The sequence below is a fragment of the Aromatoleum petrolei genome, assembly GCF_017894385.1.
GTDB classification, from domain to species: domain Bacteria; phylum Pseudomonadota; class Gammaproteobacteria; order Burkholderiales; family Rhodocyclaceae; genus Aromatoleum; species Aromatoleum petrolei.
This window is the reverse complement of the sequence record NZ_CP059560.1, coordinates 3,059,674-3,074,877: the sequence shown is the minus strand read 5'-3', so window position 1 is coordinate 3,074,877 and position 15,204 is coordinate 3,059,674. Positions and strand designations below refer to the sequence as shown.

Here is a 15,204-nt window from a genome sequence, read left to right as displayed (position 1 = left end):
AGACTGGCGCGGCCAGCGCAAGTTTGCGCGACCGCTCACGACGCTCCGATCTGCTGGCGCCGCCCCTCGAGCAGGGCCGCGAAGGCCTCCGCAGGCACCGGCGAACCGAACAGATAGCCCTGGCATTCCGGGCAACCCGCATCGCGCAGGAAGTCGCGCTGATCGGTCGTCTCCACCCCTTCCGCGATCACTTCCAGCCCGAGGCTGCGCGCAAGCGCGATCGTCGCCTGCACGATCGCGGCGCAGCTGCGGTCGTGCGGCAACTCGCTGACGAAGGAGCGGTCGATCTTCAGGCGGTGAATCGGGAAGCGTTTCAGGTAATACAGCGAGGAATAGCCGGTGCCGAAGTCGTCCAGCGCGAGCTGCACGCCCTGCGCGGAGAGCCTGTCCATCAGCCCGATCGCGCGTTCGGTGTCTTCCATCAGCATGCTCTCCGTGAGTTCGAGCTCGATGCGCGCCGGGTCGGCGCCGGTCGCCGCGAGCGCGTCACGCATGGCCTCGTCGATGTCGCCCTGCAACTGCCGCATCGAGAGGTTCACCCCAAGGCGGAAACCCGCCGGCAGGCGTTCGCCCCACTCGACCACCTTGCGGCAGGCCTGCTCCAGCACCCAGGCGCCGATGTCGACGATCAGTCCGGTCTCCTCGGCGATCGGGATGAATTCCGCCGGCGGCACCAGGCCGCGTGAGGGCCGACGCCAGCGCAGCAGCACCTCGGCACCGGTCATGTTGCCGCTGGTGGTATCGACCTTGAGCTGGAAGTGCAGCTCGAACTCGCCGCGCTCCAGCGCATGACGCAGGTCCTCCTCCATCCCCAGGCGCTCCAGCGCGCCCTCGTTCATCGACGGCAGGAAGAAGCGGTAGCGGTTGCGCCCGGCGCGCTTCGCCTGATACATCGCGACGTCGGCATGCTTGGTGAGCACTTCGGGCGTGCTGCCATCTTCCGGGTAGAAGCTGATGCCGATGCTGGCCCCGGTCGCAATTTCGCGTCCTTCGATGAGGAAGGGCGTGGACAGCGCGTCGAGGATGCGCTGCGCGACCGCGGCGGTGACCTGCCGCCGATCTACCGAGTCACCCGCGAGCAGCACCCCGAATTCATCGCCCCCCAGGCGCGCCGTGGTGTCGCAGTCGCGCACGATTCCGCTCAGGCGCGCGGCCACCTGCTTGAGCAGCGCGTCGCCGGCCTTGTGGCCGAGGCTGTCATTCACCGGCTTGAAACGGTCGAGGTCGATGAACAGCACCGCGAGGCTGGAATTCTGCCGCCGCGCGAGCAGCACGGCGTTCTCCAGCCGGTCCTCGAACAGGCGTCGGTTGGCGAGCCCGGTCAACGCATCGTAGTAGGCCAGGCGGGCGATGCGCTCCTCGCTCAGGCGCTTCTCGGTGATGTCGTAGAACATCCCGATGTAGCACACGAGCTCCTGCCGGTCGTTGTAGTCGGCGCACAGGGTCAGCCACTGGCGGTAGATCTCGCCGCTCTTGCGTCGGTTGGTGACTTCGCCCTGCCAGTACCCGCGCTCGTTCACCGCTTTCCACATCTCGTGATAGAAAGCCTCGTTGTGCCAGCCCGACGACAGCAGGCGCGGCGTCCCTCCGATCGCCTCTTCCGGCGTGTAGCCGGTGATCTCGGTAAACGCGCGGTTCACCTCGACGACGCGCTGTTCGGGGTCGGTGATGACGATGCCCTCGATGCTGCGCTCGAACACGCTCGCCGCCATGTGCAGGCGCCGGTTGGCGGCCTCCAGCGCCTCGTTCTGCGCGCGCATGCTGGCTTCGTTCTCGCGCAGCGCCCCGTACTGCCGGCGCAGGATGCGGTCGGCGCGGCCGACGACCAGCAGCAGTACCGCGTAGAGGGCGCCGAATCCCAGCACGATCGCGAGCAGCAGCCACCACGAATCGCGGTCGATCTCGCGGATGTCGCCGGAGACGTCGGTATAGAGCTCGAACACCGCCTTCACCTGCCCGTCCGGATCGGGCCGGATGGGGATGTAGCTCGACACCACGTTCACGTTCTCGATCTCGCCTTCGGTCGCGCTCATGCGGCCGCGATAGACGAGCTCGCTCATCGTCACGCCGCTGCGCGCCGAGAGAAACCCGGGATTGGCGCTCTTGTCCTCGCCGATCTCGCGCACCACGGTGGAAAACACCGCCGTGCCGTTCAGGTCGTATACCTTGATCTTGATCACCGGCACGCCGGCCGACAATTCGCGGACCCGTTCCCGCAAGCGCGCGGTGAGCACGCGCTCGCGCAGCGCGAGGGCGTCGCGCCCTTCCGACTCCATCAACGCGGCGCCGAACTCCGGCCAGATCGCGTTGGCGACCGTGCGTGCGAGCAGTTCGTTGCGTGCGCCGGAAATCTCCGTGCGCTCGGCGATCTCGCTGCTGCGGTATCCCCACAGGAACAGCAGCGAAAGCACCAGCAAGGCGATCCCGCTCGCGATCGAAAAATAACGGGTCAGTCTGAACATGTTTTTCCCGCCCTGCCGGCCTGCGGACCCATGCCTGCGAGGCACGCAGCGGGGCTGCAGCCCATCATACGACCAATCGTCCGCGCGGGAAGCGCCCCCCAGCGCTTCCGCGACGCGATCCGCATCGCCGCGGAAGCATCAATCGCGCAATTGCTCGAGCGGGATGCCCCAGCGCGTCATGGCGTCGCGCAGCAGGGTCTGCTCGGGCAGGCAGATCACGCCATCGGCCTTCGCCAGCACCAGCATCGCGCGGCACACCATCTCGCGCAGGGCGGGGTCGGTGATGCGGTCGAGCATCGTCTCGAAACGCTCGATGTCGAGCATGCGCACCGGGTCGACGCGTTCGGGTCGCTGCAGCAGGCCGCGACAGTGGTCGATGATGGCCTGGATCAGGGTGTCGCGCTCGACGCCCAGCAGTTCGGGAATGCCGAGGCGGTCGAGCGCCTCGAGTTCGCGGCTGGCGAGCACACCGTCCGCAAGCAGGGTGAGTGCCACCAGCTCGGTGGCAACGGCGCGTTGCGCCTCGTAGTTCGGGTCGGTCATCGGCAAGAGCCCAGGGTGCGCGTGGAATGCTGAAGGATAACGCGCCTATGACCGCATGCTGCAAGGAATGGTTTCCGCGGGCCCCGCTCCGCGCGCGGAGGCCGGCGGCCCCGCGCGGGCGCCGCCGGCCGTGCCGTTCCCGCCGCTCAGAAGAACAGGATGCCGCCCAGCGAGATCGTGCGGGTCTTCAGGTCGCCCGGGAACATCTCCGCCCCGGTGCCCTTCTCGCGGTTGTACTCGGCCACCAGCGTGATGTACTTGTTCAGGCTGTGATACACGCCGAGCGTGGCCGAGCGGAACTTGTTGGTCTCGGTCAGCAGGCCGCTGCTGTCGCGGTTCTCGCCGTAGTTCAGGCCCACCTTGGTCTTGCCGAATTTGTAGGTGCCCTGCACGAAGTAGCCCTTGCCCTTAGTCTTCTCGAAGGGCGAGAAATACAGCGCGCCCACCGTGGACAGCCCCAGCCCCTTCGCGTCGAAGCCGTAGGCCACCGCCTCGAAGTTGCCGATACCGATCTTCGCGCCGAGCTCGTAGCCGTTGGCGTCGAAGCTGCCGTCGCCGCTCGTGCCCTGGTGGACGTAGCCCGCCCACAGCGACCCGGTGGTGCTCGTGCCCGCCTTCCAGTCGTAGTTCAGCATCGCCTGGAAGCCCGGATCCTTGGTCTCGTCGCCGGCGAACTTGTTCGGGTCGAAGATGCCGGCCGAGGCCGAGAAGCCGCCCATCGTCGGCGTCGTGTAGGTGATCTGCGGCTGGAAGCCGGTATACATGTAGCCGTGGCCGATCATGCCGAAGGTGGTGTTGAACGGCGTCGCCGCGTAGCTGTTGCCACCGAGGCCCAGCAGCGTCATGTCCGAAAGGATGATCTTCTGGCCGAAGAGGCCGATGTCTCGGCCCAGCTTGATCGTGCCCCAGTCCGACGCGCCGAACTGGAAGTACAGGTTGCGCGTGTCGATCTGGGAGAAGGGGCTGTCACAGCCGGTCGCGCCGCCGCAGCCCGGGTTGCTCGGCAGGCCGACCACGTCCGACTTGTCGTTGATGCCGGGCGCAAAACCCACGTGCGCCTTGATGTCCAGCCCTTCGACCTTGGTCGTGAACACGAAGTTGATCCAGCCCGGCAGCAGGCCGTTGGTGAGCGCCGATTCGCGCGTCTTGACGCCGCCCGACTCGGCGGTACGGTGCGAATAGAAGCCGTTGATCGTGCCGTTGATGTCGATCGTCGAGTCGCCCTGCGAGAAGCTCACCGCCTGGGCCTGCCCCAGCCCCAGCGCGCACAGCGCGCCCGCCATCGCCGTCCGCTTCAGCACACCCGATTTCGCACGAATTGTCATGTTTTCCTCCTTGGCCTTTGGTTTTGCTGCCTTGTTTGTTTGCGTTCCGCCCCCGCGCCCCTGTCCCGAAGGGCGCCAACCGGTGCGTGCAGCCGCGCCGGTGGGCGGGCCTGGGCGCACTTCGCAAACTCCGGGCCAAGTCCGGATTGCTGCACTTTGACCGCATTTTTAGCGATTTTCGCTACGCTTCACCCCCATATCGCCGTACACATCTGATCCGCTTTGACACAGCGCGCCGGTCGCCGGCGATACAGTTGTTGCAGGGTGGAACACCCGCGCCCGCGCCATGCGAGGACATGGGCCCGTTCGTCATTGCCAGCATCCGCAATTTGGCGGAACATCCTTACGACACGCCGGCACGCCCTCGCGCCGGCGCAGCCTCCCAGCCTCAAGCCGATCATGAATTCCCCTGCACAGTCCCTCGCCGCCGCCCTGCTCGCGCTCGCGCTGGCCGTCCCCCTGAGCGCGGCGGCCCAGTCGCGCATTCCCTCGCTCGACCGCAACGACCACCTCGGCGACGTGGGCCGCGCCGCGCGCCAGAAGGCCATCGAACGCTTCGACGGCGCCGACGCCGACAAGGACGGCAAGCTCTCGCGTGAGGAAGTCACGGGCCGTTTCACCTACCTGAGCGACAATTTCGACCAGCAAGACAAGAACCGCGACGGCTTCCTCGATTGGGAAGAATTCATCGGTCACGACCGCTGGAAAAAGGAATAGGACAATGTCCCGCCGGCCCGCCCCTGCGTCCTGGCTGCGGCTGCTTCTCGCCGCGGCGGTGCTGGCCTTCGCCGGCGCAGCAGGCGCGGAGGATCTTGGCCCGCTGCTCGAGCGCATCGAGCGCGCCTATGGCACCGTCACTCCGCCGAATACCATCCTGCAGCGCGGGCGCACGCTCTCGCACAGCCGTGGCGAAGGCGCCCTGCTGCGCGCCTACCGGGGCGCCGAGCGCTTTCGCATCGAGATCCACTATCGGTCCGGCGTCGAGACGCGCATCATCGACGGACCGACGGCCTGGCAAAGCAGCAAGCCGATGAGCGAAACCTTCCGCGGCGCGCTCATCCTGCAGGCAGCGCGCGTCGCCCTGCCGTGGAACCTGCTCGCGGCGCGCGAGCAGCTGCGCGACGGCGGCGAGCAACGCCTCGGCGACGTGCGCCTGCACTTCGTCGAAATGCCGCTCGGTGACAAGCTGCGCATGATCGCCGAAGTCGATCCCGAGTCCGGCCGCATCCTGCGCTCGCGCGGCATCCTTACCCACCCGGGCGGCAGCGAGATGGTTTTCGGTACCGTGTACGAGGACTTTCGCACCGCGAACGGTCGCCTTTATGCCGCCGTCGAACACCACTACGCGATGGGCCGTTACATCGGCCGCTCGGTCATCGAATCGGTCGAATATGACGCTCCGATCGCCGACAGCCTGTTCCGCCCCGACATCCCCGGCCTGATCTGACGCCGCTCATTCGGGCGGGACGTACAGCGTCTCCTTCAGTTCCTCCATCACCACGTAGCTGCGCGACTCCGCCGCCGACGGCAGCTTGAGCAGGATGTTGCCGAGCAGGCGCCGGTACTCGCCCATCTCGGTGATGCGCGCCTTCACCAGATAGTCGAAATCGCCCGACACGAGGTGGCACTCCATCACCTCGGGCACGAAGCTCAGCTCCTTCTTCACGCGGTCGAACACCTCGCCCGACTTCGCCGACAGCTTGATCTCGACGAACACCAGCAGGTTCTTGCCCAGCGCATGCGGATTCACGTGCGCGTGGTAGCCGGTGATCACGCCCTCGCGCTCCAGGCGCCGCACGCGCTCGGTGCAGGGGGTCGCCGAGAGGCCGATCTTCGCCGCCAGATCGGTCATGGAAATCCGGCCATCCTTCTGCAGCAGATCGAGGATGCGACGGTCGATGCGGTCGAGTTCGCGCATTTCACTAATCCAGAGGAAAACACCCTCCAAATATACGGTTAATCACTAGCGTACGCATATATTCGAGTGAATTTCACTACCAAACCATCACTAGACTGGCGATATTCAATGCAACGAAAGTCACGGAGTCAGTCATGCGCGTTCTCGTCCTCGGTAGCGGCGTCGTCGGCACCACCACTGCGTACTACCTCGCCCGCAGCGGCGCCCAGGTCACGGTCATCGACCGCCAGCCCGGCCCGGCGCTCGAGACCAGCTACGCCAACGCCGGCCAGGTCTCGCCCGGCTACTCAACCCCGTGGGCCGCGCCCGGCATCCCGCTGAAGGCGATGAAGTGGCTGTTCCAGCGCCACGCGCCGCTCGCGATCCGCGCCGACGGCAGCCTGTTCCAGCTGCGCTGGATGGCCGAGATGCTGAAGAACTGTTCTGCCGCCCGCTACGCCGTGAACAAGGAACGCATGATGCGCCTGTCCGAGTACAGCCGCGACGTCCTGCGCGACCTGCGTGCCGACACCGGCCTCACCTACGAGGAACGCACGCGCGGCACGTTGCAGCTCTTCCGCAGCCAGGCCCAGGTCGACGCCGCCGCGCGCGACATCGAAGTGTTGCAGGAATGCGGCGTGCCCTTCGAGATGCTCGACCGCGACGCCCTCGCCGGCGCCGAACCGGCGCTCGCCGCGGTGCGCGGCAAGCTCGCCGGCGGCCTCCGCCTGCCCAATGACGAGACCGGCGACTGCCAGCTGTTCACCTCGCGGCTCGCCGAGAAGGCGCGCGCTTTGGGCGTCGAGTTCCGCTTCGGCCAGGACATCCGCGAAGTGCTGGTGGGCGGCGGAGATGTCATCGGCGTGAGGGTCGGCGACGAGGTGCTCGCAGCCGACCGCTACGTGCTCGCGCTCGGCAGCTACTCGCGCCAGATGCTCAAGCCGCTGGGCCTCCACCTGCCGGTGTATCCGGTGAAGGGCTACTCGCTCACCGTGCCGCTCGTCGACGCCGCCAAGGCGCCGGTGTCGACCGTGCTAGACGAGACCTACAAGATCGCCATCACCCGCTTCGACGACCGCATCCGCGTCGGCGGCATGGCCGAGCTCGCGGGCTTCGACCTCGCGCTCAACCCGCGCCGCCGCGAGACGCTGGAGATGGTCGTGGGCGACCTCTTCCCCGGCGGCGGCAACATCCCCGCGGCCGAATTCTGGACCGGCCTGCGCCCGATGACGCCGGACGGCACGCCCATCGTCGGCGAAACCGCCTATCCGCAGCTCTACCTCAACACCGGCCACGGCACGCTGGGTTGGACCATGGCCTGCGGCTCCGGGCAATTGGTGGCCGATCTCGTCACCGGCCGCCAGCCGGCGATCCGTCATTCCGATCTGGGACTCGCGCGTTATGGCAAAGTAGCGGCTTCCCGCTCGCAAGGCCTTAACCTCTCCCCCGCCGCATGAGACCCGCCCGCGCCCTGATCGATCTCGACGCCCTGCGTCACAACTACCGCCTCGCCCGCGGCCGCCACGGCGGCCGGGCACTCGCCGTCGTCAAGGCCAACGCCTACGGCCACGGCGCCGTCGCCTGCGCGCGCGCCCTCGCCCCCGAGGTCGACGGCTTCGCCGTCGCCTTCCTCGAGGAAGCGCTGGAACTGCGTGCGGCCGGCATCGACCAGCCCATCCTGCTGCTCGAAGGCATCTTCGACGCCGCCGAACTCGACGAAGTCGTGCGCCACGACCTGTGGATGGTCGTGCACCACGCCGAGCAGATCCGCATCATCGACCACGCCAAGCCGGCGCTGCCGCTCGACGTGTGGCTCAAGGTCAACAGCGGCATGAACCGCGCCGGCTTCATGCCGCACGAGCTGCGTGCCGCGTGGCAGCGCCTAAAGGATAACGGTCGGGTCGGCAGCATCACGCTGATGACCCACTTCGCGCGTGCCGACGAGCCCCACATTCTGTCGACGCCCGAGCAGGTCGCCGCCTTCGACGCTGCCACCCGCGACCTGCCGGGCCCGCGCAGCCTCTCCAATTCCGGCGCCATCCTCGGCTGGCCCGATGCGCACCGTGACTGGGCGCGCCCGGGCATCCTGCTGTACGGTGCCGACCCCATGCCCGGCGAGCCCAACAGCCTGCGCCCGGTGATGACGCTCGAGAGCGCCGTCATGGCGATCCGCGAGATCCCCGAGGGGGCACCGCTCGGTTACGGCGCCCGCTTCCACGCCGAGCGCGACACACGCGTGGGCCTGGTCGCGATGGGCTACGCCGACGGCTATCCGCGCACCGTGCCGGACGGCACCCCCGTCGCCGTCGATGGCATCCGCACGCGCCTGATCGGTCGCGTATCGATGGACATGCTCACCGTCGACCTCACGGACCTGCCCGACGCGAAGCTGGGCAGCCGCGTCGAACTGTGGGGCAACAACGTCCCCGTAAACCGCATCGCCGAAGCCGCGAACACCATCTCCTACGAACTGCTGTGCAACGTCAAGCGCGTGCGCTTCGAATACACGGACTAACAACGTCGCCGTTCGCCGTGAGCCGGTCGAAGGGCCCGGCAAGCAGGGCGGATTTCAGCCCGCCACCAGCGACAGCCCCCGGCGGTCGGCTCGCGGCTCGCGGCCGCGCAGCAGCCCCTCGAAGGCCTCTGCGCGCAGCGGTTTCGCGATCAGGTAACCCTGCAGGTAATCGCATCCCCGCTCGCGCAGGAAATCCGCCTGCGCCTGCGTCTCCACGCCTTCCGCAACCACCTTCAGGTCGAGGCTGTGCGCCATGTTGATGATGGCCTCCACCAGATGCACGTCATTGCGGTCCTCGGGGCAGTCGCGCACGAAGCTGCGGTCGATCTTCACGATATCGACCGGAAAGCGCTTCAGATACGACAAGGACGAGAATCCCGTGCCGAAGTCGTCGAGGGAATACGCAACCCCCTGATCCTTCAGCGCACGCATGCGCTTCTCGGTTGCACTGTTGGCGTCGACCATCACCGACTCGCAGATCTCTAGCGTCAACGCGCCCGACGCCACGGCATAGCTGTCCATCACCTCGGCGACCAGCTCGGGCAGGGCCGGGTCGCGGAACTGCACCCCCGAGACGTTCACCGCAAGATGCGACAGCGCATGGCCCATCTCGCGCCAGGCATGCATCTGGCGCACGGCCTCGCGCAACACCCACGCACCGATCGGCACGATCAGTCCGCTGTCCTCCGCCACCGGCACGAAGTCGGCGGGCGACACGGATCCCAGCTGCGGATGCGACCAGCGGATCAGCGCCTCGGCACCGAACAGCTCGCCGCTGGCGGCCGCGACGATGGGTTGGTATTCCAGCGTGAAGGCATCCCGCGCGAGCGCCGTGCGCAGGTCCGCCTCCATCTGCATGCGCTTGAGCGCATCGCATTGCATCTCGCGCGCATAGAAGTGGAAGCGGTTCTTGCCGTTCTGCTTCGACTTGTACATCGCGATGTCCGCGTTGCGCAGCAGGCTGTGGACGTCGTCGCCATCGTCGGGGAACACCGTGATTCCCATGCTGCCCGAGATCTGGTGGCGCGTGGCCGGCAGCGCGATCGGCTGCTCCAGAACGCCCAGCACCTTCTCCCCGACCGTGCGCAGATGCTCCGCGTCCTGCAGATCGCCTACCACGATCGTGAACTCGTCCCCGCCCAGGCGCGCCACGGTGTCCTGCTCGCGCACGCAGTCCTTCAGGCGGTGCGCGACCTCGACCAGCAGCTCGTCGCCGACGTCGTGGCCCAGCGTGTCGTTCACCCACTTGAAACCGTCGAGATCGAGGAACAGCAAGCCGACCTTGCTGCCATTGCGGCGCGCATGTGCGAGCGCACGATCGAGGCGGTCGTACAACAGGCTGCGGTTCGCGAGCCCGGTCAGCGCGTCGAAGTTGGCCTGGCGCCAGATCTCGTCCTCATGCTGCTTGCGCTCGGTGATGTCGCTGAACATCGCCACATATTCGACGACACCGTCCTCGTCCCCGCGCACCGCCGACACCGTCAGCCACTGCGGGTAGATTTCGCCGCTGCGACGCCGGTTCCAGACTTCCCCCTCCCACTCGCCGCAGCTCGCAAGCGCCGACCACATCGCCTCGTTGAAGGCCTCGTCCTGGCGTCCCGAGCCGAAGACCGTGGCCTTGCGCCCGATCACCGCTTCCGCCGCGTAACCCGTGATGCGGCAGAAAGCGGGATTCACCGACGTGATCGTACCCTCCGCGTCCATCGTCATGATGCCCTGGCTCGACGCCGAGAACACCACCATCGCCTCGCGCATGCGCGCCTCGGTGAGGCGCCGCGCCGTGACGTCCTCGACCGTGCCGACGCAGCGCGGAGGCTCACCCGGAAGCACGATGCGTTCGGCGATTTCGCGCACCCAGCGGACCTCCTCCCCCAGGAGCACCCGGTGCTCGATGTCGAAAGGCCGGCCCGCAAGCACGCGCTTCCATGCCCTGCGCACCATGCCGCGATCCTCGGGATGCACGGCGTCCAACAGCACCTGCCACGACAGCTGCAACTCGGCCGACAAGCCGAAAAGCCGTCGCGTCTCGGCGGACAACTCGAGCCTGGGCTCGCGCGGCAGATAGACCCAGCTGCCGACATGTGCAATCGCCTGCGCACGGTTCAGGTCCGCAGTGCGCTCCTCGACCAGCGTCTCCAGTTCGCTCTCGTGCGCCTTCAACTCCTCGAGCAGGCGCACCAGGCTCGCCGCAAGATCCCCGACCTCGTCGTTGCCGAAGCGCCCCGCGCCGAAGCCCTGCCGCGGCCGCCCTGTCAGCGCGACTTCGCGCGCCTCGCTGGCAAGCTCCTCGATGCGGCGCGTCTGCGCGCGCGCGAGCGCGTAGCTGCCTGCACCGACCAGCATGATCGCGACCAGGCCCCACGCCACATGCTCGGCGAGCAAGCGCTCGATGGGCCGTTCGAAGACATCGGCATCCATGCTCACGCTCACCTGCAAGGGCACCGACAGGGGCAAGCCCGCGCTCACCCCGTGCGCGCTCGTCACCAGCCGCGCCGGGTTGCCCGGAAAGGCACGCTGCACGACGACGCCCCCACCCGCGCTCAGCGCCACCTCCACCAGACCGTCGTCGTTCAGGTCGAACGGTGACCCCGTGCCATGCAACCACTGGCTGAGGTTCGCCTCGAACACCAGCGCCCCCTCGAAGGCTCCGGTGGCATTCACGAGGATGGGGGCCGCGATGCGCAGCACCGCATCCGGGCCGCTTTGCTCGATGGCGACATGCGTCTCGCCGCGCAGGACCTTCTCCGACAACCACGCCTCGCCGCGGAAACTCCGCGGTGCCTTGCGCGCCGCGACGGCGTCGCCGCGGTAATCGACCAGGACGAGGTTGTAGTCGACGGATGTCGGCAGCGTGTGGCGGGCGAGAAAGGGTCTCAGATAGGCATCGCGCCCTTGCGAGTCGAGCAGCGCATTCGACAGCAGGGGCTGTCCGGCAAGCGCGACCAGCTCGCGATGCGCCAGGTCCAGCGTGCGCTCGATACGCTCCGACACCGAGCTGGCGATCTGCGCGAGGTGCCCGGCGGCGATGCCGTGCACCAGCGTGCGCGCATTGAAATACGACAAGGCGGCCATCACGACCACGACCAGCGTGGTCAGCGCCGCACCGTACAGTGCATAGCGGCCGCGCAGGCCCAGGCGCATGCGTCTCGGCGCAGCGACACCCCCCATCGCCTCAGCTTTCCGCCGCCCGCAAGGACTCCGCCCAGGTCGCCTCATCCACTTTCCTGAATATGTTCTTGTTTTATTTAAAGATAACACATCGGAAAGAATCCTGTGCATCGTCATATCGCGGGCGTCCGTCCGTGTCCCTTCGCACTCGCGAGGACGGGGGTGAATTCTTGTTCTGGCTCAAGGCGCGGGGCACCTGCGCCCCCTACGATCGGAACCCTGCGGCACCCCCGTACTTGTTTCGTAAGCCATTCATATCGCCATCGCCGCCCCAACCCGGAGACCCGACTCATGAGCGAACTGCCCATCCTCGACAACACCGTCTTTCCCTTTGACGCCCGCGGCGTCGCCAAGCGCTTCCGCCACGCCGCGATCTTCGGCGCCCTCGAATCCCTCGAGGACGGCGAAACCATGCGCTTCGTGAACGACCACGACCCGCTGCCCCTCCTCAACCAGATCCAGCAGCGTTATGGCGCCCAGGTCGCGATCGCTTACGTTGCGCGCGAACCGGGCAACATCGTCATCGATTTCCGCATCCAGCTCGGCGCACGCGACCAGGAGCCCGCTCCGATCCCGGCATCCACCGGCGGCGGCTGCGGTGGTGGCGGTGGTGGCTGCGGCTGCTCCGGTCACTGACCTCCGCACGGGCCCGGCCCCACGCCGGGCCGGTGTGCAGATTTTCAGGCGCCGCGCATCAGGTAGGCCAACGCGCCGGGGGCACGCGCAAGCCCGGCCACCGACAGGTAGTGCCGCCAGTGGCGGGCGAGGTGGCGCGCGACGAACCCCGGGCTCAAATAGAACCTGCGGTAGAAACGGCGCTGCAGGGCCGCCAGCGCCACCGGCGGAATGAGGCTGCAGCTCGTCGCCGGCGTCAGGTAATGGTATTCGGCGCCGTGCGTGCGCGACTGCTGCGGCAGCTCGCCCCACAAGGGCACGTCCGGATACGGCCGGTAGATCTGCATCTGCAGGTAGTCCGGGCGGATGCGCCGCGCCAGCGCCAGCGTCGCCTCGGCGTCGGCCTCGGTCTCGTCCGGCATGCCGACCATGAACAGCGCCACCGAGCCGATACCGGCCCGATCCAGCCGCTCGAAGGCCGACTCGGTCGCGGCGATCCACCCCGCACCATCCGCAGTCTTGCCCAGGCGCTCGATCAAACGGGCCGAACCGCTGTCCACCCCCACCTTCAACAACACTGCTCCAGCCGCCGCTGCCGCCGCCACCCGCTCCTCGTCGAGCTCGTCGGGACGGGCATTCGCCATCCATGGGAGCCCCACGCCACGCCGTACCAGCTCGTCGGCCAACTGCAGGAAGCGCCCGCGATGCACCAGCAGGGAATCATCCTCGAAAGCGATCGCCTGCGCACCGGCGGCCTGCAGCACAAGCACCTCGTCGACAACATCGCCGACCGGGCGCACCCGCAGGTCGCGCCCGACGCTCTTGCGCACGATGGCGGTACAGTGGCGGCACGGTCGCGGACAGCCCCAGGCGGTGAGCACGTAGCCCCAGCGCGCCGCCGGCCGCCCACGCACCGGAAAGGGGAAGGCATATGTCTTCAGCGCATCGCGTCCGAAGCGCGGACGGGGCAGCGCGTGCGGAGCCTCCACGAGGGCGACCTCGCCCGCGTCCATGCGTCGGCGGCACTCCGCGCGCAGACCGGCAAGGTCCTCGCCCGCCAGCACGCGCAGCGCCAAGCGCGGCGCCTGCTCCTCGGGTTCGCCCGCCACGGCGAGATCGTAGGCCTCGTTCCAACCGCCGAAGCGCGTCCGTGCCACGTGCTGCACCTGCTGCCCGACCGCGATCGTGACGACGCCAGCCGCGCGCAGCGCCGCCGCCACGCGCACGGACTCCTCCAGGCACCACGTCACGGCGCGGATTACCGCGACCCGCGGCTTCAGCGCCAGCACGCGCGCAATGAAGGATTCGACGCGGAATTGCCCCAGCCAGCCGTCGAGCAACGGTACCGCAACCTGCAGCGCCTGCTCGAGGCCCGCCTGCACGTACATCAGGTCGAGCGCAGGATGCAGGTGACGCGGATGCCCCGTGTGACGCCCCGCCTCGCGATCAATGCGCAGCACGACGACCGGATGCTCCGTGCCGCTCATGCGAGTTCCTCCGCAATTCGCCGGAGAACGGCGACAGTGCGCCGCAGCCGCGCCTCCGACAATCCATCGTAAAGCGGAAGCAGGACCGCCTGCGCGGCGGCCCCCGCCGCTCCGGGACAGTCCGCGAAACCGAGCATCGCCGCGGTATCGTCCATCACCTCGCCACCAATGCCGAGGTCCAGACCGTGCCGTTGCGCCGCAGCGCGCAGGGCGCCGATATCGCCGTCGAAGCGCGCAACAAAATTGTAGAACGCCGGCCGGCCAAAATCGCTGCGCCGCTGGGCGACGAAGCGCGCCGGCAGATCGCGCGCAAGGGCCTCCCACTGCGCGTTGAGCCGCTTCTGCCGCGCTGTCACCCGCGCCAGCTTGCGCAGCCCCAGCCTCGCCTGGAAAGCGCTGAACGCGAGGGGCTTGCCGCGCACCCGGTCATGCGCTTGGCGGTAGAGCCGGTCGAACCCGCCGGCGCTACGCGCGGAAAACATCAGGCGCGCCGCAATCGCATAGGCGGGGCTGCGCACCGCAATCTCTTCGGCAAACTTGAGCAGCATCTTGCGCACCGGCAGCCATTCGCGTCGTTCGCGACCGGCCAGGCGCGCCCGGGCCGCCGCCGCCAGCGCTGCGTCCGCAGTCACCAAGACGCCGCCGCCGAACGCCGCCACCGCCTTCGTCGCCTCCAGGCTGAACAGCGCCGCGCTGCCGAAGCTCCCGGCCGGTCGGCCATCGATCGACGCACCGAACGCATGGGCGCAATCCTCGACCACCGCAAGCCCGTGCGCATCGGCCAGGGCGCAGATGCCGCGGATGTCGCACGGCGCACCGAGCAGGTGCACGACGAAGATCGCGCGCGTGCGCGGTCCGATACGCGCCGCCACACTCGCCACGGTCATGTTGAAGCTCGCCGGATCCACGTCCGCGGGCACCGGCACGATCCCGCGCGCACGAATCAGCGGCACCAGTTCGCCCAATGTGTAGGCGGGAATCACTAACTCGTCGCCCTCGCCGAGCCCGAGACCATCCAGGATCAGCCCGAGCGCATCGCGGCCGCTCGCAGTCGCAATGGCATGCGGCGCGCCGATCGCGTCGGCGAAGGCGCGTTCGAATGCCGACACCTGATCCGCCGCCGCATCCGCCGACACCCACGGCGTGCGCAAGGCGTCCGCCAGGTCCGCCCATTCCAGCCGAATGCGCCGAC

12 protein-coding genes are annotated in these 15,204 nt (G+C 68.0%); 5 read left to right on the top strand and 7 right to left on the bottom strand.

What is annotated here, in order from left to right:
- Positions 1–35: 35 nt before the first annotated feature.
- The 3 genes from ToN1_RS14010 to ToN1_RS14000 form a co-directional block, all read right to left on the bottom strand.
- Complete coding sequence (locus ToN1_RS14010) at positions 36–2,462, bottom strand: putative bifunctional diguanylate cyclase/phosphodiesterase (RefSeq protein ID WP_169207199.1); 2,427 nt, start codon at positions 2,460–2,462, stop codon at positions 36–38.
- A gap of 138 nt (positions 2,463–2,600) precedes the next feature.
- Complete coding sequence (locus ToN1_RS14005; RefSeq protein WP_169207198.1) at positions 2,601–3,005, bottom strand: tellurite resistance TerB family protein; 405 nt, start codon at positions 3,003–3,005, stop codon at positions 2,601–2,603.
- Positions 3,006–3,151: 146 nt separating this feature from the next.
- A complete protein-coding gene (locus ToN1_RS14000; protein WP_169207197.1) occupies positions 3,152–4,330 on the bottom strand; it encodes a porin in 1,179 nt (392 codons plus the stop codon).
- Between the two features lie 399 nt (positions 4,331–4,729).
- Between ToN1_RS14000 and ToN1_RS13995 the strand changes: the two genes are divergently transcribed.
- Together ToN1_RS13995 and ToN1_RS13990 are read left to right on the top strand one after the other, a co-directional pair.
- The gene (locus tag ToN1_RS13995; RefSeq protein WP_169207196.1) at positions 4,730–5,047 is read left to right on the top strand and encodes a hypothetical protein; all 318 of its coding nucleotides are present in this window, start codon (positions 4,730–4,732) and stop codon (positions 5,045–5,047) included.
- Positions 5,048–5,051: 4 nt separating this feature from the next.
- Entirely contained in the window at positions 5,052–5,777 is a 726-nt protein-coding gene (locus ToN1_RS13990; RefSeq protein ID WP_169207195.1) for a hypothetical protein, read from the top strand.
- A 6-nt stretch (positions 5,778–5,783) separates the two neighbouring features.
- Here the strand turns inward: ToN1_RS13990 and ToN1_RS13985 are convergent, their stop codons facing one another.
- A complete protein-coding gene (locus tag ToN1_RS13985; RefSeq protein ID WP_169207194.1) occupies positions 5,784–6,248 on the bottom strand; it encodes a winged helix-turn-helix transcriptional regulator in 465 nt (154 codons plus the stop codon).
- A gap of 134 nt (positions 6,249–6,382) precedes the next feature.
- Here ToN1_RS13985 and ToN1_RS13980 point away from each other — a divergent pair, with 134 nt between their 5' ends.
- Both ToN1_RS13980 and alr read left to right on the top strand, forming a co-directional pair.
- Positions 6,383–7,684: a D-amino acid dehydrogenase gene (locus ToN1_RS13980; RefSeq protein WP_169207193.1), complete on the top strand. Its 1,302-nt coding sequence runs from the start codon at positions 6,383–6,385 to the stop codon at positions 7,682–7,684.
- A complete protein-coding gene (gene alr / locus ToN1_RS13975; RefSeq protein ID WP_169207192.1) occupies positions 7,681–8,742 on the top strand; it encodes an alanine racemase in 1,062 nt (353 codons plus the stop codon). The genes ToN1_RS13980 and alr overlap by 4 nt, the downstream gene beginning before the upstream one ends.
- A gap of 54 nt (positions 8,743–8,796) precedes the next feature.
- Here alr and ToN1_RS13970 read toward each other — a convergent pair whose 3' ends face one another.
- Entirely contained in the window at positions 8,797–11,883 is a 3,087-nt protein-coding gene (locus ToN1_RS13970) for a putative bifunctional diguanylate cyclase/phosphodiesterase (RefSeq protein ID WP_169207191.1), read from the bottom strand.
- A gap of 318 nt (positions 11,884–12,201) precedes the next feature.
- Here ToN1_RS13970 and ToN1_RS13965 point away from each other — a divergent pair, with 318 nt between their 5' ends.
- Complete coding sequence (locus ToN1_RS13965) at positions 12,202–12,546, top strand: DUF2249 domain-containing protein (protein WP_169207190.1); 345 nt, start codon at positions 12,202–12,204, stop codon at positions 12,544–12,546.
- Between the two features lie 44 nt (positions 12,547–12,590).
- Here ToN1_RS13965 and ToN1_RS13960 read toward each other — a convergent pair whose 3' ends face one another.
- Together ToN1_RS13960 and ToN1_RS13955 are read right to left on the bottom strand one after the other, a co-directional pair.
- Positions 12,591–14,012, bottom strand: coding sequence for a B12-binding domain-containing radical SAM protein (locus ToN1_RS13960; protein ID WP_169207189.1), 1,422 nt, complete (start codon positions 14,010–14,012; stop codon positions 12,591–12,593).
- A complete protein-coding gene (locus ToN1_RS13955) occupies positions 14,009–15,163 on the bottom strand; it encodes an aminotransferase class I/II-fold pyridoxal phosphate-dependent enzyme (protein WP_244860783.1) in 1,155 nt (384 codons plus the stop codon). Before ToN1_RS13955 ends, ToN1_RS13960 begins: the two co-directional genes overlap by 4 nt.
- Positions 15,164–15,204: the final 41 nt, after the last annotated feature.